Consider the following 25,043-nt stretch of genomic DNA (forward strand, 5'->3'; position numbering starts at 1 on the left):
CGATGCGTGTCCAAAGTTGGAGGTGGAAACTTTCCATGAACCTGCGGCCACCCACCCTTTGCCCCTCCCAGGAGGGGAACAATCCGCCATGCGCCGCTCCCCCTCCGGCTGTGAACGAAAGATTTCCGTTGTCAATGGCGGGAAAGGAATTCGAGCACCGTCTGGTTGAACTGCCGAGGGTTTTCCAAATGCAACCCGTGCGAAACGTCCGGCAACGTGATGAGTTCTGAACTCGGCAGATCCGCTTGCAGTTCGCGGATGGTCTGGCGAAAAACCGCCGTGCTCAATTCGCCTTCGAGCAATAAGGTGGGCGCTTTTATTTTTCGCGCGTGCTCAGACTTGAAGGCCGTGGTGGAACTTGTTCCCAGTAACATCGGTTTCAACGTGTTGATGTTGTCCATCATCACGGCGCGTACCGGCGCCGCAAGTTCGTCAAACGTCCACGGTGCGATTACCGCGTTGATGAAATGCCTTAACGCGGCTTCTGCGCCTTCTATCTGCCAGCGCGCCAGCACCTGCTCGGTGAGGGAAATCAGTTCCTGCACCAAGGGGCGGTTTTCAGGCTTCGGCGTGAGCAAAGAGAACAGCGTCGGTTCGGCCAACACGAGCGTGCGCACCAACTCCGGATGTCTTGCCGCGAGCCACGCGGCCACGGCGCCGCCGTAGGAATGGCCGATGACATGAGCCGGCTGGAGTTTCAACCTGCAAATCAAAGCCGCCAGATCACTGGCGTGGCGATCGGCAGTGTAGTCGGTGACATCATCGGCGCAGTGGGCGGGGTGGTGATAGCGCCGCGAATAGGCAATGGCGCGGTGATGGCGGGCAAACGTTTTTAACTGGGCGTTCCAGGTGCGATAATCGCCCAATGCCCCGTGCACAAAAACGACCGGCGCGCCTTCCCCATGATCGACGAAGACTAATTCCGCTTCGTTGACGGCGAGTCGCTGCATCAGAACTTTCTAGTGGCGGATTTCAACCACCGCTCTGCCGCGCTTTTTCCTTCTTCTCCTCGAGTTCGGCCTGGATTGATTTGCGGTCGATCACCAGTTGTTTCTCCAACTGTGCATAACCTTCGTAGTCGCCTTTCTCGGCGGCCTTGGCGAGTTCGCCCTTCAGAAAAATCTCCCGCTCGGCAATCTTGGCGGCGTATTGCGAGTCGAGTTCGGCGAGTTGTTTCTTTTTGGCGGCGGTCATTTTGACGGTCGGCGCGGTCTTGTTCAGACGTTCCATGGCAAGTTCGTAGGATGATTTCATAAGATTTCAGTTGGTTGGAGTGCCCATCTGCGTTTGGAATTATGAACTGGGCATTTCATTTTGCCGGGCCGCCGCCAAGGGGCGGCTTCTTTTTCCACGGCATGTCGGGAAATTTTGTCGGCAGTTTGACCGGCGGCGGTTTCGGCGCGGCCATTTGCAGTTCGGGATCACCGGACCTGGCGGCGTCGGGCGGCGACATGTTTTCCTTCCAGGACGCGATGCGCGCTTGCAAACCGTGGTGTTCAGCGGTTTTTTTGTCGCCGCTCTTCATGTAAAAGAGCGAGAGGTTGGTGTGCACGAGTTGGTCGTTGGGCCGGAGCTTTTCCGCTTTATGTCCTTCCGTAATCGCGCTCGCATAATCGCCCTTGCGATAATACGCCATGCCGAGCGAGAGCTGCGCATCAAAATGAGCCGGGTCTTCCGCCAGCACGCGTTTCAACGTGGCGATGGCGGCATCGTAGTCGTCCTGGCTGAAGGCGAACATCGCCTCGTCGTATTGTTCCTGGAGGGAAGCCATAAGTCTTTTGACAATCAACCGTAGCTCACCATCATAGGACCGTGCAAGTGCCGGAGACAGGTTTCAGCGTTCTATCGTTGCACGGTTGCCTCGACCTTGATGCTGAGATCTCTTAACAATTCACGGTTCAACGATTTGACTTTAGCAGATGACTTTGCCAATCCAACTCATCTCGACCGATTTTGACGGGACGTTTTTCGCGGAGTTTGAAAGCCCGCCGGTTCCGGAAAAAATTCAGACACTCATCGGCCAGTTGCAGGCGCAGGGTGCCAAATGGGTCATCAATACCGGACGCGACATGTCGAGCCTGATGGAAGCGTTGGGGCGCGCCCGGGTTTCTGTTCACCCGGATTATCTGGTCCTGGTGGAACGGGAAATTTACTGCCGCGAAGGTTCGCGGTACGTGAGTCTGGAGGAGTGGAATCAGGCGTGCGTGCGCGACCATGAGGCATTGTTCACGCGCGTGCGCGCCGACCTGCCGACGTTGATGGAATGGGTGAATTCTCGTTATGAGGCCACCGTGTACGAAGATCCGTACTCACCGTTCTGCCTGATTGCCGGCAACCATGGCGACGCCGACGCCATTCACGATTACTTGAGTGACTACTGTTGCAGGGTGCCCGCCCTCACCGTGGTGCGCAACGATGTGTATGCGCGGTTCAGTCACGCAGCCTACAACAAGGGGAAGGCGTTGGCGGAGATCGCGCGACGACTCCGGATCGGGGTGGAGAATGTTTTTGCAGCGGGCGACCACCTGAATGATCTGCCAATGTTGTCGCGGGAGTTTGCGCGCTGGCTGGTCGCTCCGGAAAACGCCGTGGATGCCGTGAAGGAGTCCGTCCGCCGACAAAACGGCTTTGTCAGTTTGCTGCCGCACGCTCATGGGGTGGCGCAAGGACTGGAACTGCATCTGGCGGATGCGGGCGCATTGATATCCAAGTTAATCCGCTCACCGAGTTAAATTACGTTCCCTAATCAGCGGCTTTGTCCGGCGCCAACCGGATCAAGCCGGAGCGCAACAACCTGCTGTTTGCTGAGGAAATGCGCGGCGATGTTATGGTTTGACACCTTGGACGACAATGCTAGTGTGACTCGGCAACGGAGTTGCGTCGTTGAAAATCTGCATGTGACGTAATGATCCCGCGCCGTTTATCAGGACGTTTAATTGATCGAACTCATGAGTGCAACAACATTAACGGCTCAATCCTCCGGTGGCACGCCAAAGATGGCGAAGGTCTCGGAAGCGGTCATCCGCATCGCCGGCAATTCGCAGGACGGCATCCAGGCGATCGGTGGTTTTCTCGCCCGGCTGGCCGGCCGCAGCGAGCAGGAGGTCATGACCTTCATGACAATTCCTTCCACGATTTCCGGCGGACCATCAATCTTTCAAGTGCGCATCGGCTCCGGTGAAGTGTTGAGCGCCGGCGATGAAGCGGACGTGCTGCTCGCCTTCTATCAACATTCCTACGAAGACCACATCAAGTCGCTCAAGAAAGGCGGCATCGTGTTGTATGACTCCGACCACGTCGAAGTGAAGCCGGAGTGGGAAAAGGAATACCGCCATGTCGGCGTGCCCATATCCGGTTTGACCGTTGAGGCCATCGGCGGCACGGCCAAGGACAAGGGCAAGAATATCGGCGGCAAAGACACGAGCATTCTCAACAACGCGCTGGCGGCGTTCCAGGCCGGCTACGCCCACTCGCTCGGCAACGTGATTGAAACTTTTAAATTCGTCGATAGCCAGAAGCGGGCTGGCCTTCAGGTCGTCATGAACGGCAACGAGGCGCTCGGTTATGGAATTCTCGCCGCTGGCGTCCGTTTTGGCGCGGGTTATCCCATCACGCCGTGGTCGGACATCATGGAATTGCTGCGACGCGAGTTGCCCAAATACGGCGGCACGTTTGTGCAATGCGAGGATGAAATCGCCTCCATCTCGATGGCCATCGGCGCCAGCTACGCCGGACGGGTGGCGGTGACGGGTTCGAGCGGGCCGGGGATCTCGCTGAAAACCGAAGCGCTCGGTTGGGCGGTCATGGCGGAAATACCGTTGATCATCGTGGACGTGCAACGGGGCGGACCTTCCACCGGAATGCCGACGAACGTCGAACAGTCCGACCTGAACATCGCCTGCTTCGGCGGCCACGGCGACTCTCCACGCGTCGTCATCGCGCCGGCCAACGTCGAGGATTGTTTTTACACTGCCATCGAAGCCGTCAACCTCGCGCGCCAATACAGCGTCCCGGTCATCATCCTTACCGATCAGGCCATCGCCACACGCATCGAAGCCTTTGAAGAACCGAAGCTCGAAAAAATTTGCCAGGACATTTCGCCGGATCTGACGCCCGTGGCGGACCACAAGCCTTACGATTTGTCAGTCGCGGATGGCGTCACTCATCATGTGGTGCCGGGAACGCGGGTTCAGAGTGGCAGGTATCCCATCATCACCGGCTTGGAACACGACGAGCTTGGTCATCCCACCGGCTCGCCCAAACTGCACATGCAAATGACCGCCAAACGACGCAGGAAATTGCAAGCCCTCGCCGCCACGCTGCCCGTGCCGAAAGTGTACGGCCCGCCCGAAGGCAATGTGCTCCTCGTCGGCTGGGGTTCAACGCAAGGCCCGATCAAAGAAGCCGTGGACCGCGCCCGGGCGGCGGGCGACAGTGTTTCTGCGCTCCATTTCCGCCACCTCAATCCGTTGCCCAACGGTGTCGAAAACATTTTCTCCGGTTTCAACCACGTCTTCGTTGTGGAATTGAATGATGAAGGTCTTTACGGCTACGGCCAGTTCGCCGGGCTGTTGCGCGCCCGTTACTGCGACCCGAAGATTCGCGGCCTCAACAAGACCGACGGTTTGACCTGGAAAGTGAAGGAAATTCTCGAACGCGCCCACACCCATGTCGCCACTGGCCTGCGCAAACTGTAACCGACTTAACTATTGTAACCATTCACCGAAGTATGAATTCTCCCGTCATCGAAATCCCCGCGCGCACCGGCAATATCACCGTCGCTCCGCTGCCTGACGCTGAACGCAAAGGCCTCACCAAGAAAGAGCTTGCCGCCGATCATCCGACCTGGTGTCCCGGTTGCGGCGACTTCTCCGTGCTCGCGCTTTACTTCAAGCTCATCGAAAAGCGCAAACTGATTCACGAGAAAATCACCACGATCGCCGGCATTGGCTGCTCCAGCCGTTTTCCGTATTTCGTCCAGGCCCATGGGGTGCATTACATTCATGGTCGCGCGCTGCCGTTCGCCAGCGGCATTTCGTTGAGCCGGCCCGACCTGCATGTGTTCGTTTTTGGCGGTGATGGCGACGCGTTCTCCATCGGCGGCAATCACTTCAATCACACGGCGCGCAAGAACATCAACCTCACCTATGTCGTGATGGACAATTGGGTCTATGGCCTGACGAAGAAGCAGACCTCGCCCACGTCGCCGCCGGGCTTCAAGAGCAAGACCGACACCTGGGGTGCCGTGGATCAGCCGATCAATCCGATGAAACAAGCCATCGGCGCCGGCGCCACGTTTGTGGCCCGCACGACGCACACGAATCCCAATCACGTGCTGCAAATGATGGAAGCCGCGATGGATCACGACGGCTTCAGCTTTGTCGAGTGCCTCAGCGAATGCGTGGAGTTTTACGAAGGCGCCTTCGACGCCTCCAACCCCCGCAAAGGCGGCGTGTTCAACACGGTGCCGGCCGATCACGACGTGACCGATGAAGTGGCGGCCTACAAACTGGCCGGCGAACCGTTCCCCGGTTACTTCGGCATTTTCTACAACGTCAACCACCCGACCAAGAACGCGCTCGAAGCCAAAATCATCGCCAGCCAGCGCGAGAAGGTCAAAGGACTGAAAGACTGGCAAATCCTCCAGCAAAATTTTGACCGGTCGAAGTAAATGGATTGACCAACAATTCCCCAGCTCCGGCGCAACCCGGGGCTTTTTTTACCGCCTCGCCTTGCTCGGTTGTGTCTCCACGGAAAATCTTTGACCCGTGCACCGGGCGGATTTAGTTTCCGGCCATGCTTCACGAAAAGCCTCATTCGCATTCACGCGAGCACGCCTTTTCGTTTTTCAATCCTCGCGCGCGCGAAGGGCTGACCGTCTTCAGCCGGCGCAGCATGTTGAAAGCGAGCCTGGCCGGTCTGGCCGGGTTGACGTTGCCCGGCTTGCTTCAGGCTCGCGGTGAAGCCGTGAAGAGCGGCAAGCCGATTCGTGGCAACAAGAGCGTCATTCTCCTCTGGATGGCCGGCGGGCCCAGCCACATTGACACGTGGGACGTCAAGCCCGACATGCCGTCCGAAATTCGCGGCCCCTTCAGCGCCATCCCCACCAAACTGCCCGGGGTGCGCATCAGCGAGTATCTGCCGAAATGTGCCGCCATGATGGACAAGTTCACGCTCATCCGCTCGGTGGATTGCCGCGAGAGCAATCATGAGCCGAACATGGTAATGCAGACCGCCAACCTCGAAGCCGAACCGCGCACGAATCCGAAGGGCGATAAATATCCGGCCATCGCCTCGATCGTCGCCAAACTGCGCGGTGCGAATCATCCCGCCATGCCACCCTACGTGGCCTTGAACGTGAAGGATAAATCGCATCTGGCCTGGGGCGGCTACCTGGGCAAGGCGTACGACCCGTTCGTCGGCGACAACGTCAGCAAGATTTTTCAACTGCCGCGCGGTTTGACCATGGAGCGGTTGCAAACGCGCCAGACCCTGTCCCAACAAATGGACCGGCTGCGAAGCGATCTGGATTTGAGCGGCTCCATGGAAGCGTTGGATCGCTTTGGGCAAACGGCGTTCGACATCGTCGCGGGCCAGCGCGCGCAAGAAGCGTTTGACTTGTCGAAAGAGTTTCCCAGGACGTTTGAACGTTTCGGAACGCATGCTTGGAGTCGTCAGGCATTGCTGGCGCGACGGTTGGTGGAAGCGGGTGTGAGTTTTGTGACGATTGATTTGAGCAACCACTCCGCGTCTGGCACGTGGGACACGCACGGTGACAACATTCCGCCCTACGGCGGCATCTGGAGCGGTCTGCGCCCATTGCTGCCGGTGTTCGATCACCTGTTCACCACGTTGATCAGCGATCTGGCAGAGCGCGGTTTGCTGGATGACACCCTCGTGATCGCGATGGGCGAGTTTGGTCGCACCCCGAAGATCGGCACGCAGGGCAGCACGGACGGGCGCGATCACTGGCCGGTGGTGATGTCGATGGTGATGGCCGGTGGTGATGTCGATGGTGATGGCCGGCGGCGGCTTCCGCCACGGACAGGTGATTGGCGCAACGGAACGCGACGGCGGCGCGATCAAGGAGCGTCCCATCACGCCTGGGGATATTGCGGCGACAATTTATTATCACATGGGTGTGCCGCTTGACGCCACGTATCTCGATCACCAGGGCCGCCCGCGTTACATCGTGGACAACGGCGCGCCGATTCGTGAATTGATTTGAAGTGCTCGCCGGCACGGTCCATGTTCAGGGCTTTAATCTCACGGGTGTTCTGCAAACCTTGAGTCTGACCTCCTCGATCCTCATTTCTGTTCATTCGTAAATCAGGTGAACAGCGAAAGCTGGTTGCCGTCAGGGCGGCGAAACGCGGCGGTTGAAAGCGTCGGCGACTGATCGCCGATGCCCGCTTTGCGGCAGGCCACATCGAACATTTTTTCGATTTGCCCGGCAAAAATTCCTTCGCCGGTCATGCGCGAGCCGAATTGCGCGTCGTTAAGTTTGCCGCCCCGCAGCGCGCGGATGCGATTCAGCACCTTGTCCTTCTTCTCCGGGAAATGCTGCGTCAGCCATTGCTCGAAAAGCGGCGCGACGGCGTGGGGCAGGCGCAGCGTCACATGGCCGGCGAACTGCGCGCCCGCTTGCACAGCGGTGGCAATGAGCGCTGGGATTTCGTGATCGGTCAATCCCGGAATGACCGGCGCAATGAACACGCCCGTCGGAATACCGGCATCGCGCAACGCGCGCACCGCCGCCAGCCGCGCCGCCGGCGGTGACGTGCGCGGCTCCATGACTTTGCGCAGTTCGGTGTCCAGCGTCGTGAGGGAAATGAACACGGCGACGGCTTGATGTCGCGCCAGGTCGGCGAGCAGGTCAAGGTCGCGCGTGACGAGAAAGTTCTTGGTGACGATGGCGACCGGATTCCGAAAGTTCGCCAGCACTTCGAGGCAGCGCCGGGTGAGTCTGAGTTTTCTTTCCACCGGTTGGTAGCAATCCGTCACGCCGCTCATCGCAATGACTTTGGGATTCCATTTGGGCGAAGCGAGTTCGCGGCGCAAAAGCTCCGGCGCGTTTTCTTTGACCATGATCTTCGTCTCGAAGTCCAGGCCCGATGAAAATCCAAGATACTCGTGGAACGGCCGCGCGTAGCAGTAGATGCAGCCGTGCTCGCAACCGCGATACGGATTGATGCTCGCCTCGAAACCGATGTCGGGACTGTCGTTGGTGGCGATGATGGTGCTGCTGCGGTCTTTGAGAAACTGTGTGCGAGGCAACGGGTCTTCGTCCGGATTCCAGTCCGCGTCACGTTCGAGATGGATTGGCTCGAAACGGTTTGGCGGATTGTCCGCCGCACCGCGATGGGGAATGGAAACTTGTCCGTCCATGGAAAAAGACATGCTCACGAGTCAACCGGTTTACCTGCGCACCCGAATTTAGCGCAGCAACTCGCTGAACGCGACGGCAAAACCCGCCAGCAATTTTGACCGTGCGGATTCGGCGCCCGAAGTTTTGCTGTGCAGTTGGTAGCTGCCTTTCACGAGAACGAAGATTTCAATGGTCTGGCTGTCCGGGTCCACGATCCAATACTCCGGCAAACCAAATTGCTCATAGAGCGCTTTCTTCTGGATGCGGTCGCGCTGCCAGCTTCCCTCGGAAATGACTTCCATTGCCAGATCAGGCACGCCATTCACATGGCTTTTGATGATATCCTTTCGGGCTTTAGAGACGAACAACACGTCGGGTTGCACGACCCGATGCTGGGTTAGCACCACCTCAATCGGACCGAACAGAACCTCGCCGAGTTTGCGCTGCTCAACGAAGCGGTCCAGTTTCTTGTAAAACCTGGCAACAATTCTTTGATGATCAGGATGCGGTGCAGGCGACAGGATGATTTCTCCATTCCAAAGCTCGACGGGTAGGTTGGTTTCCGGCAAATCCGCAACCATCTCGTCGTAAGTCCAGAGACGTTTCGTTTTGGGTCGTGGCAGGGTTGCGGTTGTCATACTCCAATCATGAGTCTTTCGGTTGCAGAATCAAACCGAAACATTTCTGTTCAATACTTCGCCACACTGTGGTCGATTTCATCCGACCAGGCGTTGATGCCGCCCTTGACACTCTTGACGTATTTGAAACCCTGCTCCTGCAAAAACTTTACGGCCTTCATCGAGCGCACCCCGCTCTTGCAATGAATGTAAATCTGCTGGTTGGGATCGAGTTCGGTGAACCGTTGCGGCAACGAGCCGAGCGGAATTTGCGGCACGCCGTTGACGTGGCAGATCTCGTATTCGTCCGGATCGCGCACGTCGAGGACGCGGATGCCAAGTTTGGGGTCTTCCAAGGCGCGCTTCATTTCCTGCACGCTCACTTCGTCGGGGTTCTCCGCCGGCTCCGATTCGCCGCGGGTCAAACCGCAGAACTGTTCATAGTCGATGAGTTCCTTGATCGTGGGATTGTCGCCGCAGACGGGACATTGCGGATCACGACGGAGCTTCAGTTCACGGAACTTCATGTCGAGCGCGTTGAACAGCAGCAGTCGGCCTACGAGCGAACTGCCCTTGCCGAGCGCCAGCTTGAGAATTTCTGTCGCCTGAATGCAGCCGATGATTCCGGGCAACACGCCGAGCACGCCGCCCTCCGCGCAACTTGGCACCATGCCGGGCGGCGGCGGCTCGGGGTACAAGCAGCGATAACACGGTCCGCCAAGATGCGGAGCGAACACACTGGCCTGCCCTTCGAACCGGAAAATCGATCCGTAAACATTCGGTTTCTTGAGCAGCACACAAGCGTCGTTGGTAAGATAGCGCGTGGGGAAATTATCCGTGCCATCCACCACGATGTCGTATTGGCGGATGATCTCCAACGCGTTCTCGCTGCTGATGCGGGTGTTGTGGACGACGACTTGTGTGTTGGGATTGATGCTGGCAATGGTTTGCCTGGCGGATTCGGTCTTCGGACGGCCAACGTCTTCTGTGCCGTGAAGGATCTGGCGTTGGAGGTTGGAGAAATCGACTGCGTCGAAGTCGAGCACGCCCATTTTTCCAATGCCGGCGGCGGCAAGATAGAGCGCGATGGGCGAGCCAAGGCCGCCTGCGCCGATGCAGAGAACACTGGTGCCCTTGATCTTTTTCTGGCCGGCCAGCCCGACCTCCGGCAGAATCAAGTGCCGCGAGTAACGGCGGATTTCGTCATTGTTCAATTCCATAAATAAATTAAGGTTAGCGAGCGTAGTGCAGTTACAAAATAAATCAAGTCGCCAACCTTGCCCAAAATGTCTCCGACTCTTAATCCGCAGATCGCCGCCGCGCGTTTGAGAAAAATCTCAAAGCTCCGGCCAACGCTGGCGATGGTGCTGGGCAGCGGATTTCAGGATGCGCTGGTCGAACTGCGCGTGCAGGCCAGGCTGGCCTTTGGTAAGCTACCAGGTTTTCCACCGGTCGGGGTGAGTGGTCACGCGGGGCAATTGCTGATCGGACATCTGGGTGGTACGCCGGTGCTGGTGTTGAGCGGCCGGGCGCATTTTTACGAGGGGCATTCCATGGCGGCCGTGACGTTTCCGATTCGTGTGCTGGCGGAGTTTGGCATTCGCGATCTGCTGCTCACCAACGCGGCAGGTGGCGTCAACCGGCGTTATCGTTCGGGCGATTTCATGTGCTTGACCGACCACATCAATTTCATGGGCGCAAACCCGCTCAGAGCTGGGGCGTTGCGCGGTCGAGCTTGTTTTCTGGATCTGACGCAAACATATGACGAAAATCTGAATCGGCTGCTTAAAAGAGCGGCGCGTCGGAGCGGGGTGCGATTGCATTCGGGTGTTTACCTTGCGGTATCGGGCCCCAGTTACGAAACGCCGGCGGAAATCCTCGCGTTCACCCGGCTCGGAGCGGATGTTGTCGGGATGAGCACGGTGCCGGAAGCCATTGTGGCGCGGCAATGCGGCTTGAAAGTGGCGGCGGTTTCGTGCATCACCAATCTGGCGGCAAGACGGGGCCGCGATTCGTTGTCGCACGCGGAGGTGCTGGAGACGGCGGGAAAAGTGAAAACGATGGCAGCGTTCCTGCTCAAAGAGTTTGCCCGGTTGTATGGCCAACATCAGTAAGAAGGATTTGATTGAAGCGGCGTTTCGAGCGCGCCGACGCGCGGTTGCTCCGTATTCGAAGTTCAAAGTCGGTGCCGCCTTGCTTACGAAGCCGGGGAAAATCATCACCGGCGCGAATGTGGAGAGTGCCAGTTACGGTTTGACCTGTTGCGCGGAGCGAGTGGCGCTCTTCAAGGCGTTGACCGAAGGCCACACGCACTTTGCTGCCATTGCCGTCGTGGCGCGCGTGCCGGGAGGACCGATGCCGTGCGGTGCCTGCCGGCAGCTTTTGGCGGAATATGCGGCGGACGCGGTGGTGTTGGTCGCAGACAGCCGGTCGTTGCGCCAGATAAGGCGGTTTTCAGTAAGGAATTTGTTGCCGGCTGCGTTTGTCAAAGTTCCGAGACGGTCTGCGTGAGGAAAGCTTTGAAAGAACAGCTTCAGTGACTTACAAGTAATGAGTTGATGATGAAGTCTGAGTTTGTATTTGCCTTGGAGAACGCCGCCTGGCCCGCGTTTCTAGTGGATGAGGCCGGGACGATACGCCGAGTTAATCAAGCGGCGGTGAAAGCTTTTGGCGCGGTTCTGGAAGGCGAGTTTGCGTTGCTCTCGGCGATCTGGTCGCCGGCCAATGAAGGCACGGCGGAACAATTTTTGGCGCGTTGGGAACGTTCTCCTTCAGCCACGGTTTCGCTTAAATTCTCCAGCAAAGGTGGAATCACCACCGGATACCTGACCCACATTTGTTCCGCGACCTGGGGCCAACAAAAGCATTTCGTGTTTCAACTCTTGGCGGAAACTGACGCTGGCCCTGGGCTTCAAGCCGCTGCTCTGGAAACCAAAGTCCTGAACCTCGAAGCCAGCGTGGCGCACAAACAGAAACTGGACTGCGCCTTGCAACTGGCACGCACGGTGGCGTTGGACTTCAACAATGCACTGACCAGCATCCTCGGGCACACTTCGCTCGTTTTAAGCCGGATGCCTCCCAACGATCCCTGGCGCGCTTCCTTGATGGAGGTGGAGAAATCGGCCGCCAAGGCGGCGGAGATTGCCAGCGACCTTGGCACTTTTAGTCGTCAGGAAAAGGACACCCGCGGCCAGACCGCCGGCAATTTGAATCTGCTCCTGCAACCGAACGTGGAACTGTTCCAAAGTTCAAACAAGGGCAAGATCAATTGGTCCCTCCAGTTGGAGCGAAAACTATTCACGGTAAAGTTTGACGAGGCCAAAATGCAGCAGGCTTTCGTCAAGATTCTGGAGAACGCCGTTCAAGCTCTTGGCCCGGCCAATGGACGGATCAGCATCCAAACGCGCAACCTGGAACTCCGGCAGCCAACTCAGGACCGGAACGTGCACCTCGCCGCGGGCAATTACGTTTGCGTGGAGATCGCCGACAATGGTTGCGGCATAGAGCCGGAAGTGTTGCCGCGAATTTTCGAACCGTTCTTCACCACCAAACCGGGGGGCACTCATCGCGGTCTGGGTCTGGCTTGGGTTTACGGCATCGTCACCAACCACGGCGGCGGCGTGGCGGTGTCCAGTCACCCCGGCACGGGCACCTCGGTGCGCGTTTATTTGCCGGCCGAGAAAAAAGTCGTCAAAGACAACGGCGTCTCCACCGCCGACCTGCACGGAACTCAAACCATCCTGATGGTGGATGACGAGGATTTGTTGTTGACGATGGGCCAGACGATCCTGTCGGCATTTGGCTACCGGGTGTTGACGGCCAACAGTGGGGCGAAGGCGCTCGAAATCTTGTCGCAGAATGAAACCCATATTGATTTGATTATCACGGACCTGGTCATGCCGAACATGAGCGGGCGGGATCTGATTGAGCATGTCCGCCAGCTCGCGCCCGAGCTGCGCATCATCCGCTCCAGCGGTTATGTTTGGCCGATGGGCAAGGAGGACGACGCCGACTACCTGCAAAAACCCTTTACCAGCCAGGAGTTGTTATTAAAAGTCAAGCAAGTGTTGACGCCCCAGGAAACAACATAAGTTGACTGAATTACCGGGATGGGGTTTCAATCAGCTTATGCAAATTGAGAGTCTCAAAGTCTTTTGTGACCTGGCCGAAACCGAAAGTTTCACGAAGGCCGCCCAGATCAACGACATCACCCAGTCCGCCGTCAGTCAACAGATCAGTTCGCTGGAACGGCAATTCAAATCGCTGCTCATCGAACGGAGCAAGAAGAAATTCCGCCTGACGCGGGAAGGCCACGTGCTCTACGAATTCAGCAAGCAGATCATTCAGACTTACGATTCGTTGCACAGCCGGCTGCAGGAAATCAAAGACATCATCTCGGGCACCATTCGCGTGGCCACCATTTACAGCATCGGGTTGCACGACCTGCCGCCCTACATCAAGCGATTTCTCAAGCGCTATCCCACCGTCAACGTGCACGTTGAATATCGCCGCGCCAACCAGGTGTATGAGGACGTGCTGGGCAACGTGGTGGATTTGGGGCTGGTCGCCTATCCCGCGCGGGAAATCAAACTGGAAACGGTGGCCCTGCGGAAAGACCCGCTGGTGTTGATCTGCCATCCGCAACATGCCTTCGCCAAAGCCAAAACGATCAAACTGAAGGCCATTGCCGGTCAAAAATTTATCGGCTTCGAACCCGACATTCCCACCCGCAAAGCCCTCGATAAAATTTTGAAAGACCACGAAGTCCAGGTCGATCACGTGATGGAGTTCGACAATATCGAAACGGTAAAGCGCGCCGTGGAGATCGATGCGGGCATCTCCATCGTTCCGCAAGGCACGATCTTGCAGGAAGTCTCCAAACAAACTCTCGCCCAGGTGCAATTCGAGGACGCGGAGTTCTATCGGCCGTTGGCGGCCATCTACAAGAAGAACAAGGTGCTTTCGCCGGCCATGAAACAATTTCTGGCGATCTTGAAAGAGGCGTGATGGAAGGACTGGCCCGGATTTTCCGGCAAACGTTTGGTGCTCCAGAAAAGCAACGCGGTCTCGAACGGCTGCTCCGATGAAAACGGCAAGCGCTTCAAACTGACATGCGGGGCGGCCCGCAGCTACTTTAGATTCGTCGGGTTCAACGGCTTCAAATCGCGCGGCACGAACATGCCATTCTTGCGAATCACTTCGCCGTCGAACCACACCTCGCCGCCGCCCCAATCGGGTCGCTGAATCAACACCATGTCCCAGTGGACGGCGGAGCGATTGCCGTTGTCGCATTCCTCGTACGCCTGACCCGGCGTGAAGTGCAGCGAGCCGGCGATTTTTTCATCGAACAAAATGTCGCACATCGGGTTCAGGATGTAAGGATTGAATCCAAGCGAAAACTCACCGACGTAGCGCGCGCCCGCGTCGGTATCCAGAATCTCGTTCAACCGTTTCGTGTGGTTGCCCGTGGCCTTGATGATTTTCCCCTCCTTGAATTCCAGTCGCACATTTTCGAATTTCGTGCCCGAATAAATCGTCGGCGCGTTGAAGTGAATCACGCCGTTGACGGAATTCTTCACCGGACAGGAGAAAACTTCGCCGTCGGGAATGTTGCGGTCGCCCTTGCACATCTTCGCGCCGATGCCTTTGATGCTGAAGGTGAGGTCCGTGCCGGGACTTTTCAATCGAACGCGGTCCGCCCTTTTCATCCGCCGTTCCAGCGGCACCATCGCCCGCGCCATCTTGCGATAATTCATGGTGCAGACATCGAAGTACAGGTTTTCAAAAGCCTCCGTGCTCATGCCGGCGCCCTGTGCCATGCTCGGTGTCGGCCAGCGCAACACGCACCACCGGGTTTTGTTCACGCGATAGTTCAACACCGGCCGCAGGATTTTGGAATAGAGCGCCATGCGATCGCCCGGCACATCGGCATTTTCACTGGCGTTGGCGCTGCCACGGATGGCGATGTATGCCTGTACCTTCTTCATGCGAAACAACTCCACGTCGCGCACCAGCGCCGCGTGCCTGGCGTTCGTGTCGTGTTGGATTTCCCGGGTGATTCGCGTGTGGCGGATTTCGATGAGCGGCGTGGCGCCAGCGGCCCGCGCGGCGCGCATCAACTCGATGGAAAACTCATCCGGCACGTCGATCATGTCCAGCAGCACGCGGTCGCCCTTCGTCAACGCCGTGGAGTAGTTCACCAACAGTTTCGCCAATTTTGAATAACGTGGATCGGTCATATATTTTGCCGAGGCTAGAATGAATTGAGTGAAGAATCAAACCGGCCGTGATACTTGCTTGCGTTGGGCTGATGCATACGAACTTTTTCGAGCCTGGTTTCCCGCCAAAATACTGTCCTTCCATTCGCTAAATTCCTCGGCAGTGCTGAAGTGAAAAATCCATTTGGGAAAACGGATTTCACCGGATTTCATCCGCCGCCGTAATTTGCGCAGCCCGGTCAATTCCCGCCTGGAGGCCAGCTTGAACAAAAGCTCGTGCCGTGACTTTGGCGCTTTCTCGACTTCGATCAATGGTGTGTTTCACGGCGGCTCAAGCTTAGGCTGGTGCGCGGGACAAAGCAAGCGGTCGCATTCCTTCAAGCTGTTCGGGTTTCCAACGCGACGGCGCTTTCGCTCCGGCTGCCATGCTGGAGGCGCATGGGGGTGCCGTCCCCGTAGCGCCAACTTCCAAGCCGGATGTGTCGCGGATTTCCAAATCCGCGACCCTTGAAAGGCTCCACGAGCGCCAAGGTCTCCATGCGTCGCGGCGGCAGAGAGAGATGGGATTCGCGATCCCCAAGACTGGATGGGATTTTCTTGGACGGCGACCGGCCAGTTGTGGCAGCATGAGGGACATTGAACCACGAGACTCTGACAAGAGCGCACTTTTGAGTGCTGGCATCCTTACCTGAATCAACTTCGTGACCATGAAAATAACCCGCAAAGATTTTCTCCTTCGCTCAGGCGCGGCGGCGTTGCCGCTCTCGCTGGCCGGCGCGGGTGCCGCCCTGGCGGCCGAGCCGACTCAGCCCTCGCCCACGCAGTCCGGCCAACCGCATTTCAACGTCCGACAATTCGGCGCCATTGGCGATGGGAAAGCAAAGGACACCAACGCCATTCAATCGGCCATTGATGCTGCCGGAAAAAACGGCGGAGTCGTTTATCTGCCGCCGGGAAAATACTTGTCGGGAACGGTGCGCCTCAAGAGTCATGTCTCCGTTTTCATCGACGCGGGCGCAACTCTGATCTCCAGCCCCGACAAGGATGATTTCGATCCTTACGAGAAACTGGACTTCAAGTCCTTTTCCGACGATGAGACGACCGACTTCCACTACGCGTTGTTGCGCGGTCAGGATGTCGAGCATGTCGGCGTCTTCGGGCCGGGCACCATCGAAGGCAACCGGACCAAGCGTGGCGGCCCGAAACCGATCGCTCTCAAAAACTGCCGGCACATTGCTGTTCGCGACATCACGTTGCAAAACTCGCCCAATTACAACATCAGCCTGCTCGGCTGCGACCACGTCAACATCGAGGGCGTCACGATTCTCAACGGCTACTGCGACGGCATCGACCCCGACTGTTGTCATCACGTCCGCATCGCCAATTGTTACGTCGAATCGTGGGACGACGCGATCGTGCCCAAAGCCAGCTTCGCGCTCGGATACCGTCGCTCCACCGAGAACGTGGCCGTGACCAACTGCGTCCTCACCACCGCCTGCAACGCGTTCAAGCTCGGCACGGAATCGAGCGGCGATTTCAAAAACATCAGCGTCGGCAATTGCACGATGTATGGCCGGCCCGATTTGTGGAAGCGCAATCCAACTTCCGGCGTGTCCATTGAGATGGTGGATGGGGCGAGCATTGACCGCGTCGTCGTTTCCAACATTGCCATGGCCGACATCCGCGCGCCGATCTTCATCCGCCAGGGCGCCCGTGGTCGCGCGCAAAAAGTTCCCAAGCCGGAGGTTCTGCAAAATGTTTCCATCTCAGACGTCGTGGCAACCGGCGCGCAACTCACTTCCTCCATCAGTGGCATTCCCGGCTATCCGGTTCACAAGATCACGCTCAAGAACATCCACATCTCGGCGCGCGGCAGCGCGGCTGCGGATTTGGCAGACCGCGTAGTGCCGGAACAGGAGAATGGCTACCCGGATGCGGGGCGTTTCGGAGAATTGCCCGCTTACGGTTTGTATTGCCGTCACGTAGAAACCCTGATGCTCGACAATATCAGCCTTCATCTCGAACAAACCGATGGCCGACCGGCGCTGATTGCTGAGGACGTTGCCGAACTTGATCTTCGTTCCATCACTGCCGACCCGCCTTCGAGTACGCAGCCCGCGCTGTGGTTGCGCGATGTTCGCAGCGCTTTCCTGCAAGGATCGCGCGCGCGCGCCGGCACCAGGACATTTGTCAAATTGAGCGGTGAGAAAACCGCGCGGATTCGGGCGATCGGCAATGACTTCGGCGAGGCGGAAAAGGAATTCCTACTGGCGAAGGAGGTTTCCGAAAAGGAATTCCGGCAGGAGGGGAACCTGTCCGCCGGGCGATGAGAATAAACTTTCAATAATCCACCCACCTCAAATTCGTGGTATGCCAAAACTCTTGCCGCTCTTAACCCGAACGATCTTTTTGATGGGGTTGACGACCGCGGTTGGGAAGGACCTGCCCGCCTTTCCAGGCGCCGAAGGTTTCGGCGCAAACACACCGGGCGGACGCGGTGGAAAAGCTCTGTTCGTTTCGAATCTCAATGACGCCGGTCTCGGCAGCTTGCGCGCCGCCTGTGAAACCAAAGGCCCGCGCACCATCGTCTTCCGCGTTGGCGGCATCATCGACCTCAAATCGACAATCAAGGTGACCGAACCGTTTCTGACTCTTACAGGTCAGACTGCGCCCGGTGACGGTGTTTGCCTGCGCGGGCACAGCCTGATTGTCGCCACTCACGACGTGGTCATCCGCTATCTGCGCAGTCGGCCGGGCGACATCAGCGGCAAGGAAACCGACGCGCTGGGCGCCACGCACGGCGCGGCCAATGTCATCTTCGATCATTGCTCGGCGAGTTGGGCCGTGGATGAAAATCTTTCCATGAACGGCACGAACCACAACGTGACGTTGCAATGGAGCATCGTCAGTGAGGCGCTCTATCACAGCGTTCACCACAAGGGCGCGCACAGCATGGGCTCGTTGATGAGCGGTTTCGCCGGCGTTTCCCTGCATCACAATATTTACGCGCACAACAATTCCCGGAACACGCGACTGGGCGGTCGGGACACCAACTTTCCGCCCACCATCGACTTTCGCAACAATGTCCTCTACGACTGGGGCGAAATCTGCACCGGCATGGTCGGCGACACCATCAACGTCAACTACGCGGCCAACTACATCAAGGCCGGGCCGAGCAGCAAAGTGTCCAAACCCATCCTCATCGTTCACACGAATGCTAACGCGCAGTTTTTCCTGAGCGACAACGTGGTGGTGGGGCGGCCCAACTTCACCAGGGACAACCGCACCATGTTCAGCCGCACGGAACTGGATGGCCGCCGGCTCATCACCGTCGTTTCAAAACCGTTCGATGCGCCGCCCATCAAAATGTCATCGGCGGAAAAAGTGTATGAAACGATTTTGGCGAATGCCGGTGCCATCTTGCCGAAGCGGGATGCTGTCGATAGCCGCGTGGTGGAAGAAATCCGACGCGGCACCGGCCACATCATCGACTCGCAATGGGAAGTCGGCGGCTGGCCCGAATACAAGTCCGCGCGTCCGCCGCTCGATACCGACCGCGACGGAATGCCGGATGAATGGGAGAAACGCCACGGCCTCAATCCGAACGATCCGCGCGACGCCAACGATGACGCCAATGGCGATGGCTACACAAACCTCGAAGAGTTTATGAATGGCACTGATCCTCGTTCCAGCAGAGCGCTGAAGTAGGATGTGCCAAGAGCGCGGCGGCGATCAAGTATCGTCGCGGCGGTTGGATTCAAGTTCGGAGCGGCCGAGCCAGTAACACGCGAGCGGCGCGGGGATTTTCAAAAGGCGGCACTGTGCGCCGTCACGGACCACCTCAATCGTCTGGAAATCGGTGAGCTCGCGGGTAATGACGTAGCCGCGTTCCACTTTCTTGTTCGCGCAAAATTCCACCATGCCCTTCAACTCGCCCAAACCGGTGTGCTGCGGAGAACGATACTTTACCTCGAAGGGAACGAGCCGCCCATCGAGGTCGGCGATGAAATCCACCTCGCGGTCCTGTTTCCCGCGCCAATAGGAGAAGCCCACGCTGCGGGCGTAGTAACGGGTAAAGACGTGTTTGAAAAAGGCGGTTTCCACGGCGCGCCCCAAGCCGTCGGCATCTTCCAACAGCGCCTTGCCTTTGAGCAGCACACTTGGGCCAATGGCGGCGTCGGCAAGGTAAATTTTGGCCCGGGCGCGGAGCACTTGTTTGCCGTAACCGAACGGGAGCAGGCGGTGGATGAGATGCGTGGTTTCCAGCAGATCAATGAAGCTGCCGACGGTGGGCCGCTTGAGTTGAAGGCTGCTGCATAATTCGGGCAGGCTCAACAGGCCGCCGTCGTGCAGGCACAGGTAAAGAAAAACTTGTTCGAGCTCAAGAATGCGACGCACGCCGAAGAGCGCGGTCATGTCGCGCTTGAGCACCTTGTCCACGATGTCTTCGCGCAGAAGTTTTTGCGCGAGCGGAATGCTTTCCACGAGCGCGCTTTGCGGGAAACCTCCCCGCAGCAGGTATTCGTGGAACACCCCCACCAGCGGACGGGCCTCCTCACCGGTCCGGGTGAATCGGGCTTTGTCCCACTCGAATAGTTCCAGCAGCGAGCCAACGGCGGGCAGCACCGGGGTCACGAGTTTGCGGATTTGCAAGTATTCATAAAAGGAAAGGGTGGCGAGGCGGATGGTTTGCCAGCGACCAACCCCTGATTCCTGACCCTCGGTAACCAGTGGTGTGGCCGAACCGGTCACGGCGATGCGACGACGCTTCTCGAAATCCACCTGGTGTTTGATCCAAGTCTGCCAATCCTTTGCGACTTGGATTTCGTCGAGGAATAAATACTCTGGTCCTTCGCGAGCTGGCTCGAACTCGCGCCAGAGGCGGATGAGTGCATCCAACCCGATAAGCTTGAGCAGCGGATGATCGAAGGTGGCGTAAAGGATGTTGGTGGGAGGCGTGCCGCGCGCAAGCATTTCGTCTATGGCTTGGAGAAAAAGCGTCGTCTTGCCGACTTGCCGCGCACCGCTCAATAAGAGCGCGCGACCCGCCGGCGGATTGTTCACCCAACCGGTAATCTCACGGAATGCGGCCCGCTTCCATGTCGGCAAATCTGGAAAACGTGCGCCGGCCCACCAAGGATTGTATTGGCGAAGAACCGCGAATAGTTCGGCTTTGGAAGCAATCACGCACAGATTCAGCCAATTTATGAGATGCAGTGCAAGTGTATATTAATTAAATATGAGATTTTGTACATTATGCACGTTTTTTAGGTCGCTCCTGTCTGGTTAACGCAGGGAGCAAGAACTCGACAATGTTCGATGCGCCACCCATCAAAATCTCATCGGCGGAGAAAGTGTATGAAGCGATTTTGACGAGCGCCGGTGCCACCTTGCCAAAGCGGGATGCCGTCGATAGCCGCGTGGTGGAGGAAATTCGCCGCGGCAGCGGACACATCATCGACTCACAATGGGAAGTGGGCGGCTGGCCTGAATACAAGTCGGCCCGACCGCCGGTCGATACCGACCGCGACGGAATGCCGAATAAATGGGAGAAACGCCACGGTCTGAATCCGGACGATCCACGCGACGCAAACGAGGATACCGACAGCGACGGCTACACGAACCTTGAAGAATTCCTGAATGGACAGTGACTTCCACTCAAACGGACAATCACAAAAATTAGAAAGGCGGTTGCGAACCGATCAAAGTCTGGGACGGCGCGGCGACTGCGACGGAAACTGAACCGCCGGCGGGCAAATCCAAAGTGTTGGAAGATAATCTGGCGACGGCGTGAATTATGGCGCTCGCAGCCGATAATACTTCCCCGATTCGCTGGCGGCGTTGGTCACGACGTTGTTCGTGCCGCTGACCGAGGGCGCGGGAGTTACAGTGCTCCAGACGTTCGTGGTGAGGTTGGTGTTGGCCTCCAGCGTGAAGCCAGTGAAGTTCGTGGCCCACGAGAGCACGACATCCGTGTTCGCGCTGCGTTGAATGTTCAAGAGCGGCTGCGGCGGCGGCAGAGTGAGAAACACATTCCGCACGGATTCCGTGATGCTCTCCGAGCCGTTGTGTCGGCCGCTGCGATAATAACCGCGCGCGCGAATGTAGAGGTTCTGTCCGATTGAAAGGTTCAAACCGGTCAGCGTCCAGTTGTTGCCTGTCGCCGTGCCGTTGCCGAGGAAATTGTAATTCACGCCGTCGGCTGAATCCTCAAAGGTCACGCGTGTGAATTGCGGGCTTGACCCGCCGAGTATCCAGGTAACAGTGGTTTGCGTCACGGCGAGATTATGTCGCGCGCTGGTGTCGTTGCTCAAACGGGCGAAGAAATTGCGCGTCTGTCCGCCAATGGTCGTGAAACCGCCACCCGCCAAGATTTTTCCGTCCGCCTGCACCGCGATTGAAAGGACAGCACCGCTCGCTTCCGGGATGAACGAATCCGCCAAGCCGGTCGCGGGATCGAGCCGGGCGATGTTGTTGCGCGTCGCTCCGCCAATGGTCGTGAAAACGCCGCCCACCAAAATTTTTCCGTCCGCCTGCACCGCGATTGATTGGATTGAACCGTTCGCGCTCGGGTTGAACGAATCCGCCGCTCCGGTGATGGCATCGAGCCGGGCGATGTATGTGCGCGCCTGTCCGCCGATGCTCGTGAAAAAGCCGCCCGCTAAGATTTTTCCGTCCGCCTGCACCGCGATGGAATCGACCCCGCCATCCGCGTTCGCGTTCGGGTTAAACGAATCAGCCGCTCCGGTGATGGCATCGAGCCGGGCGATGTTGGTGCGCGCCTGTCCGCCGATGCTGGAGAAAAGGCCGCCCACTAAAATTTTGCCGTCCGACTGTATCGCAATGGCACCGACAGCCGAGGTGCCGGTCGGGTTCGGGTTGAACGAATCAGCCACGCCGGTGACGGCATCAAGCCGGGCGATGCCGGTGCGCAGCTCTCCGCCGATAGTGAAGAAACCGCCACCAACTAAAATCCTGCCGTCCGCCTGCACCGCGATTGCACCGACAAAACTGTTCGCGTTAGGGTCGAAGACGCTGTCGAGCGTGCCGTCGGGGTTCAGTCGGGCAATGTGGTTGCGCGTGACGGACACCCCCCCATTCGGCGCGAGCGACGTAAAGTCGCCTCCGATGAGAACTTTGCCATCTGCCTGCACCGCAATTGCAGTAACCGAATTGTTCACGTTCGGGTTGAAGGCGAAGTCGAGCGTGCCATCCGTGTTCAATCGGGCAATGTTGGTGCGCGCCGCACTCAAAACGGTTGTAAAAGAACCGCCGATAAGAATTTTCCCGTCCGGCTGGACGGCAGTGGCGGAAACAGCAAAGCTGCCGACGATGTTGAGATTGAGCGTCCGGTCAAGCAGGCCGCCGGTTTCCAGTCGGGCGATGTTGTTGCGTGCCACCGCCGCTCCGCCGTTCGGCGCAAGCGTGGTGAAAGCGCCGCCCACTAAGATTTTCCCGTCCGCCTGCAACGCGAGTGAAAAGACCAGATCATTCGCGCCCGGGTTGAATGCGGTGTCCAGCGTGCCGTTCGGATTGAGCCGGGCGATGCGGTTGCGCGTCTGTCCACCGATGGTCGTGAAAAAGCCGCCCGCTAAAATCTTGCCGTCTGCCTGCACCACGATGGACTCGACCGTATCGCTCGCGTTCGGGTTGAACGAATCCGCCACGCCGGTGGTGGCATCAAGCCGGGCAATGAAATTGCGCGGCTGCCCGCCGATGCTGTTCGCGCCGCTGAAAACGCCGCCCACCAAAATCTTGCCGTCCGCCTGCAACGCGATGGCAAAGATATTACTGTTCGCGTTCGGGTCGAACGTCAGGTCAACCGCTCCGGTGGCATCGAGTCGGGCGATGCGATTGCGCGTCTGTCCACCGATCCTGGTGAAAGCGCCGCCCACTAAAATCATTCCGTCCGCCTGCACCACGATCACAGTCACCTGATTGTTCGCGCTCGGGTTGAACGTCAGGTCCACCGCTCCGGTGGCATCGAGCCGGGCGATGTTGGTGCGCGCCTGTCCGCCGACGCTGGTGAAAAGGCCGCCCACTAAAATCATTCCGTCCGACTGTATTGCGATGGCACCGACAAAAATGTTCGCGCCCGGGTTGAACGTCAAGTCAGCCAAGCCGGTGGTGGCATCGAGCCGGGCGATGTTGGTGCGCGTCTGTCCGCCAACGCTGGTGAAAATGCCGCCCACTACAATCTTGCCGTCCGCCTGCACCGCGATCGCAGTGACCTGATTGTTCGCATTTGGATTGAAGGCGCTGTCGAGCGTGCCGTCGGGGTTCAACCGGGCAATGCGGTTGCGCGTGACGGATACTCCGCCGTTGGGCGAGAGTGAGGTAAAATTGCCGCCGATAAGAATCTTGCCGTCCGGTTGGACGACGACGACTTGAACCGTGCCGTTGGCGTGCGGATCGAAGCCGTCGAGCGCGGATTGCCCGCGCACCGCCGCCGCACCGCCCGCCAGCAGCACGGCCACGGAAAACAGCAGGAGCGCAGCTTTCCTAGTGAGGGAAGATGTATGCTTCATAGTTCACTGGGCCGTGGTTCACCGAGTTGCAACCAGGGTCGCCAGAATTCAAGGCTCACGGCCAACGAACCAGAAATGGTGGAGACAAGAATAAGAGAAGCAGATTGACCGACGATTGGCGAGCTTTATTCCCTTGGGTTGTGCCTGTTACGAGCGCTTCACTTAACTCTCTTCTGCCTGCACTCCCGCTGTGCTCGCGCACTCTCGCGGCGGGTCGTTTCGGCACGGGCGCGCCGTGGCCGCCTCAAAACGCTGCGCGATACGTTTTCAATGAATCAGCCGCTTGGGTGTCTTCGCCGGGTGTCAGACCGAATTCACGGCTGCACAGGGTTGAAGCTTTCCGATATTCGGCATGGCCGTCGGTGAAGAGGAGGTCGCCGCCGCTCGTGTGGATGGTGCTGTAGAGTTGGAAGCCGTAGGTGAGCCGGTCCTGCCACCTTTTTCGGTTTGAGCCAAGACGGTTACTGGTCATGGGTCCAACGTTAGCCTGATTCCTTCCCTTCTGCCGACTTCGGCCGTCGGGCCGGCAGGGCGGACAACTTGATGCGCTGATAAGCGCCGCGCTTCTGATCTTCCGGGTGTGGCTCAATGGCGAGAACAGTGATGTCGCCCTGCTCCGGCCCATACGCCCAAAACAAAAGCCCGGCTGCCGGCGTCCGGTTCTCCAGATAGGACTGGAAAATCTTGATGCGGTATTTGCGCGTCAGGTCGTCAATCTCGTGCGAGGCCAGTCCAGGATGGCGCGGGTTCTGGCTTAAAAATCCTAGCGCCTTGGCGAGCTTCTTGAAAAACTTTTCTTCGTCCCGGCTCAACTTACCCTGAAGTTTCCGGGTCGAGAGGTCGTTCCAATGCGCCTCCATCTCCGGCACACCCATGCGAATGTGAAAGGCCACGGCGTCCCCTTAACTGTCGAGAAACGGCATGAGATCGATGGGCGGCGAGGCGAGGCCTTTCTTCAGGTGGGCCACGGATTTGTGGAGCATTTTGCGCGTGCGGGCAGAGATGGCCTGCGGCGGCACGAGCACGCGCGGTTCCAGCAGGTAACAGCCGTTGGAGAGGGCTTTGACATGAAAATACTTCGTCGTGGCACTGCGCAGGCTGATGCGCTTCTTCGCGTCGGCAGCCACGTCGTAGTGTTCGACAATGGTGATGCCGCCGCCCGGTTTCTTGCGTTCGAGTGTCGCGCTTGGCATGGCACAACTGTGGTGGGAATTCCCACCAACGTCAAGCGGCTCAATTCAACTTTCTCGCCGGGGCTTGCCTTCATACTCCGCATGGCCGCGTCAGTTTCGGCATCGCCGCTGGCGCGACG

The 25,043-nt window shown here is 58.2% G+C and carries 22 protein-coding genes and 1 pseudogene; 11 read left to right on the top strand and 12 right to left on the bottom strand.

The features are described from left to right. Nucleotides 1–131 precede the first annotated feature (131 nt). From HY298_11420 to HY298_11430, 3 genes are read right to left on the bottom strand one after another with little or no spacing between them, the layout of a single operon-like run. Entirely contained in the window at nucleotides 132–950 is an 819-nt protein-coding gene (locus HY298_11420) for an alpha/beta hydrolase (GenBank protein MBI3850867.1), read from the bottom strand. 22 nt (nucleotides 951–972) lie between these two features. Continuing rightward, entirely contained in the window at nucleotides 973–1,254 is a 282-nt protein-coding gene (locus tag HY298_11425) for a hypothetical protein (protein MBI3850868.1), read from the bottom strand. Between the two features lie 55 nt (nucleotides 1,255–1,309). Beyond that, nucleotides 1,310–1,771: a tetratricopeptide repeat protein gene (locus HY298_11430; GenBank protein ID MBI3850869.1), complete on the bottom strand. Its 462-nt coding sequence runs from the start codon at nucleotides 1,769–1,771 to the stop codon at nucleotides 1,310–1,312. 148 nt (nucleotides 1,772–1,919) lie between these two features. On the opposite strand from HY298_11430, the gene HY298_11435 reads away from it, so the two are divergent. From HY298_11435 to HY298_11450, 4 genes and pseudogenes are all read left to right on the top strand, one after another. After that, nucleotides 1,920–2,732, top strand: a complete 813-nt coding sequence (locus HY298_11435; GenBank protein ID MBI3850870.1) for an HAD family phosphatase — start codon at nucleotides 1,920–1,922, stop codon at nucleotides 2,730–2,732. A gap of 216 nt (nucleotides 2,733–2,948) precedes the next feature. Continuing rightward, nucleotides 2,949–4,697: a 2-oxoacid:acceptor oxidoreductase subunit alpha gene (locus tag HY298_11440; protein ID MBI3850871.1), complete on the top strand. Its 1,749-nt coding sequence runs from the start codon at nucleotides 2,949–2,951 to the stop codon at nucleotides 4,695–4,697. Nucleotides 4,698–4,771: 74 nt separating this feature from the next. After that, nucleotides 4,772–5,671: a pyruvate ferredoxin oxidoreductase gene (locus tag HY298_11445; GenBank protein ID MBI3850872.1), complete on the top strand. Its 900-nt coding sequence runs from the start codon at nucleotides 4,772–4,774 to the stop codon at nucleotides 5,669–5,671. 125 nt (nucleotides 5,672–5,796) lie between these two features. Next, nucleotides 5,797–7,228: pseudogene (locus HY298_11450) on the top strand (DUF1501 domain-containing protein). A 101-nt stretch (nucleotides 7,229–7,329) separates the two neighbouring features. Here HY298_11450 and HY298_11455 read toward each other — a convergent pair. The 3 genes from HY298_11455 to moeB are packed head-to-tail and all read right to left on the bottom strand — an operon-like array spanning nucleotide 7,330 to nucleotide 10,205. Further along, nucleotides 7,330–8,388: a PA0069 family radical SAM protein gene (locus HY298_11455; GenBank protein MBI3850873.1), complete on the bottom strand. Its 1,059-nt coding sequence runs from the start codon at nucleotides 8,386–8,388 to the stop codon at nucleotides 7,330–7,332. Between the two features lie 48 nt (nucleotides 8,389–8,436). Then, complete coding sequence (locus HY298_11460) at nucleotides 8,437–9,006, bottom strand: Uma2 family endonuclease (protein ID MBI3850874.1); 570 nt, start codon at nucleotides 9,004–9,006, stop codon at nucleotides 8,437–8,439. Between the two features lie 50 nt (nucleotides 9,007–9,056). Further along, entirely contained in the window at nucleotides 9,057–10,205 is a 1,149-nt protein-coding gene (moeB, locus tag HY298_11465; GenBank protein ID MBI3850875.1) for a molybdopterin-synthase adenylyltransferase MoeB, read from the bottom strand. A gap of 66 nt (nucleotides 10,206–10,271) precedes the next feature. On the opposite strand from moeB, the gene HY298_11470 reads away from it, so the two are divergent. The 4 genes from HY298_11470 to HY298_11485 are packed head-to-tail and all read left to right on the top strand — an operon-like array spanning nucleotide 10,272 to nucleotide 13,992. Next, nucleotides 10,272–11,099 (top strand): purine-nucleoside phosphorylase, encoded by an 828-nt coding sequence (locus HY298_11470; protein ID MBI3850876.1) that lies wholly within the window; start codon nucleotides 10,272–10,274, stop codon nucleotides 11,097–11,099. After that, a complete protein-coding gene (locus tag HY298_11475; protein MBI3850877.1) occupies nucleotides 11,083–11,496 on the top strand; it encodes a cytidine deaminase in 414 nt (137 codons plus the stop codon). Before HY298_11470 ends, HY298_11475 begins: the two co-directional genes overlap by 17 nt. A gap of 47 nt (nucleotides 11,497–11,543) precedes the next feature. Further along, on the top strand, nucleotides 11,544–13,076 hold the full coding sequence (locus HY298_11480) for a response regulator (GenBank protein ID MBI3850878.1): 1,533 nt from the start codon (nucleotides 11,544–11,546) through the stop codon (nucleotides 13,074–13,076). A gap of 37 nt (nucleotides 13,077–13,113) precedes the next feature. Beyond that, on the top strand, nucleotides 13,114–13,992 hold the full coding sequence (locus HY298_11485) for a LysR family transcriptional regulator (GenBank protein ID MBI3850879.1): 879 nt from the start codon (nucleotides 13,114–13,116) through the stop codon (nucleotides 13,990–13,992). 122 nt (nucleotides 13,993–14,114) lie between these two features. On the opposite strand, the gene HY298_11490 is transcribed toward HY298_11485, so the two are convergent. Next, on the bottom strand, nucleotides 14,115–15,224 hold the full coding sequence (locus HY298_11490) for an aminopeptidase (GenBank protein ID MBI3850880.1): 1,110 nt from the start codon (nucleotides 15,222–15,224) through the stop codon (nucleotides 14,115–14,117). A 686-nt stretch (nucleotides 15,225–15,910) separates the two neighbouring features. Between HY298_11490 and HY298_11495 the strand changes: the two genes are divergently transcribed. Beyond that, nucleotides 15,911–17,533 carry a right-handed parallel beta-helix repeat-containing protein gene (locus HY298_11495; protein ID MBI3850881.1) on the top strand — a complete coding sequence of 541 codons (1,623 nt, stop codon included), beginning with the start codon at nucleotides 15,911–15,913 and terminating at the stop codon, nucleotides 17,531–17,533. A gap of 40 nt (nucleotides 17,534–17,573) precedes the next feature. Next, on the top strand, nucleotides 17,574–18,911 hold the full coding sequence (locus HY298_11500; protein ID MBI3850882.1) for a pectate lyase: 1,338 nt from the start codon (nucleotides 17,574–17,576) through the stop codon (nucleotides 18,909–18,911). Between the two features lie 24 nt (nucleotides 18,912–18,935). Here the strand turns inward: HY298_11500 and HY298_11505 are convergent, their stop codons facing one another. Next, nucleotides 18,936–20,390 (bottom strand): ATP-binding protein, encoded by a 1,455-nt coding sequence (locus tag HY298_11505; GenBank protein ID MBI3850883.1) that lies wholly within the window; start codon nucleotides 20,388–20,390, stop codon nucleotides 18,936–18,938. 125 nt (nucleotides 20,391–20,515) lie between these two features. Between HY298_11505 and HY298_11510 the strand changes: the two genes are divergently transcribed. Continuing rightward, nucleotides 20,516–20,854 carry a hypothetical protein gene (locus HY298_11510; GenBank protein MBI3850884.1) on the top strand — a complete coding sequence of 113 codons (339 nt, stop codon included), beginning with the start codon at nucleotides 20,516–20,518 and terminating at the stop codon, nucleotides 20,852–20,854. A gap of 144 nt (nucleotides 20,855–20,998) precedes the next feature. Here the strand turns inward: HY298_11510 and HY298_11515 are convergent, their stop codons facing one another. The 4 genes from HY298_11515 to HY298_11530 form a co-directional block, all read right to left on the bottom strand. Next, nucleotides 20,999–23,731 (bottom strand): delta-60 repeat domain-containing protein, encoded by a 2,733-nt coding sequence (locus HY298_11515; GenBank protein ID MBI3850885.1) that lies wholly within the window; start codon nucleotides 23,729–23,731, stop codon nucleotides 20,999–21,001. Between the two features lie 244 nt (nucleotides 23,732–23,975). Beyond that, the gene (locus HY298_11520) at nucleotides 23,976–24,203 is read right to left on the bottom strand and encodes a hypothetical protein (GenBank protein MBI3850886.1); all 228 of its coding nucleotides are present in this window, start codon (nucleotides 24,201–24,203) and stop codon (nucleotides 23,976–23,978) included. Between the two features lie 10 nt (nucleotides 24,204–24,213). Continuing rightward, nucleotides 24,214–24,606, bottom strand: a complete 393-nt coding sequence (locus HY298_11525; protein MBI3850887.1) for a hypothetical protein — start codon at nucleotides 24,604–24,606, stop codon at nucleotides 24,214–24,216. Nucleotides 24,607–24,633: 27 nt separating this feature from the next. Continuing rightward, on the bottom strand, nucleotides 24,634–24,882 hold the full coding sequence (locus HY298_11530; GenBank protein MBI3850888.1) for a hypothetical protein: 249 nt from the start codon (nucleotides 24,880–24,882) through the stop codon (nucleotides 24,634–24,636). Nucleotides 24,883–25,043: the final 161 nt, after the last annotated feature.

The organism is Verrucomicrobiota bacterium, from assembly GCA_016200005.1.
In the GTDB taxonomy this organism is placed as follows: Bacteria; Verrucomicrobiota; Verrucomicrobiia; order Limisphaerales; family PALSA-1396; genus PALSA-1396.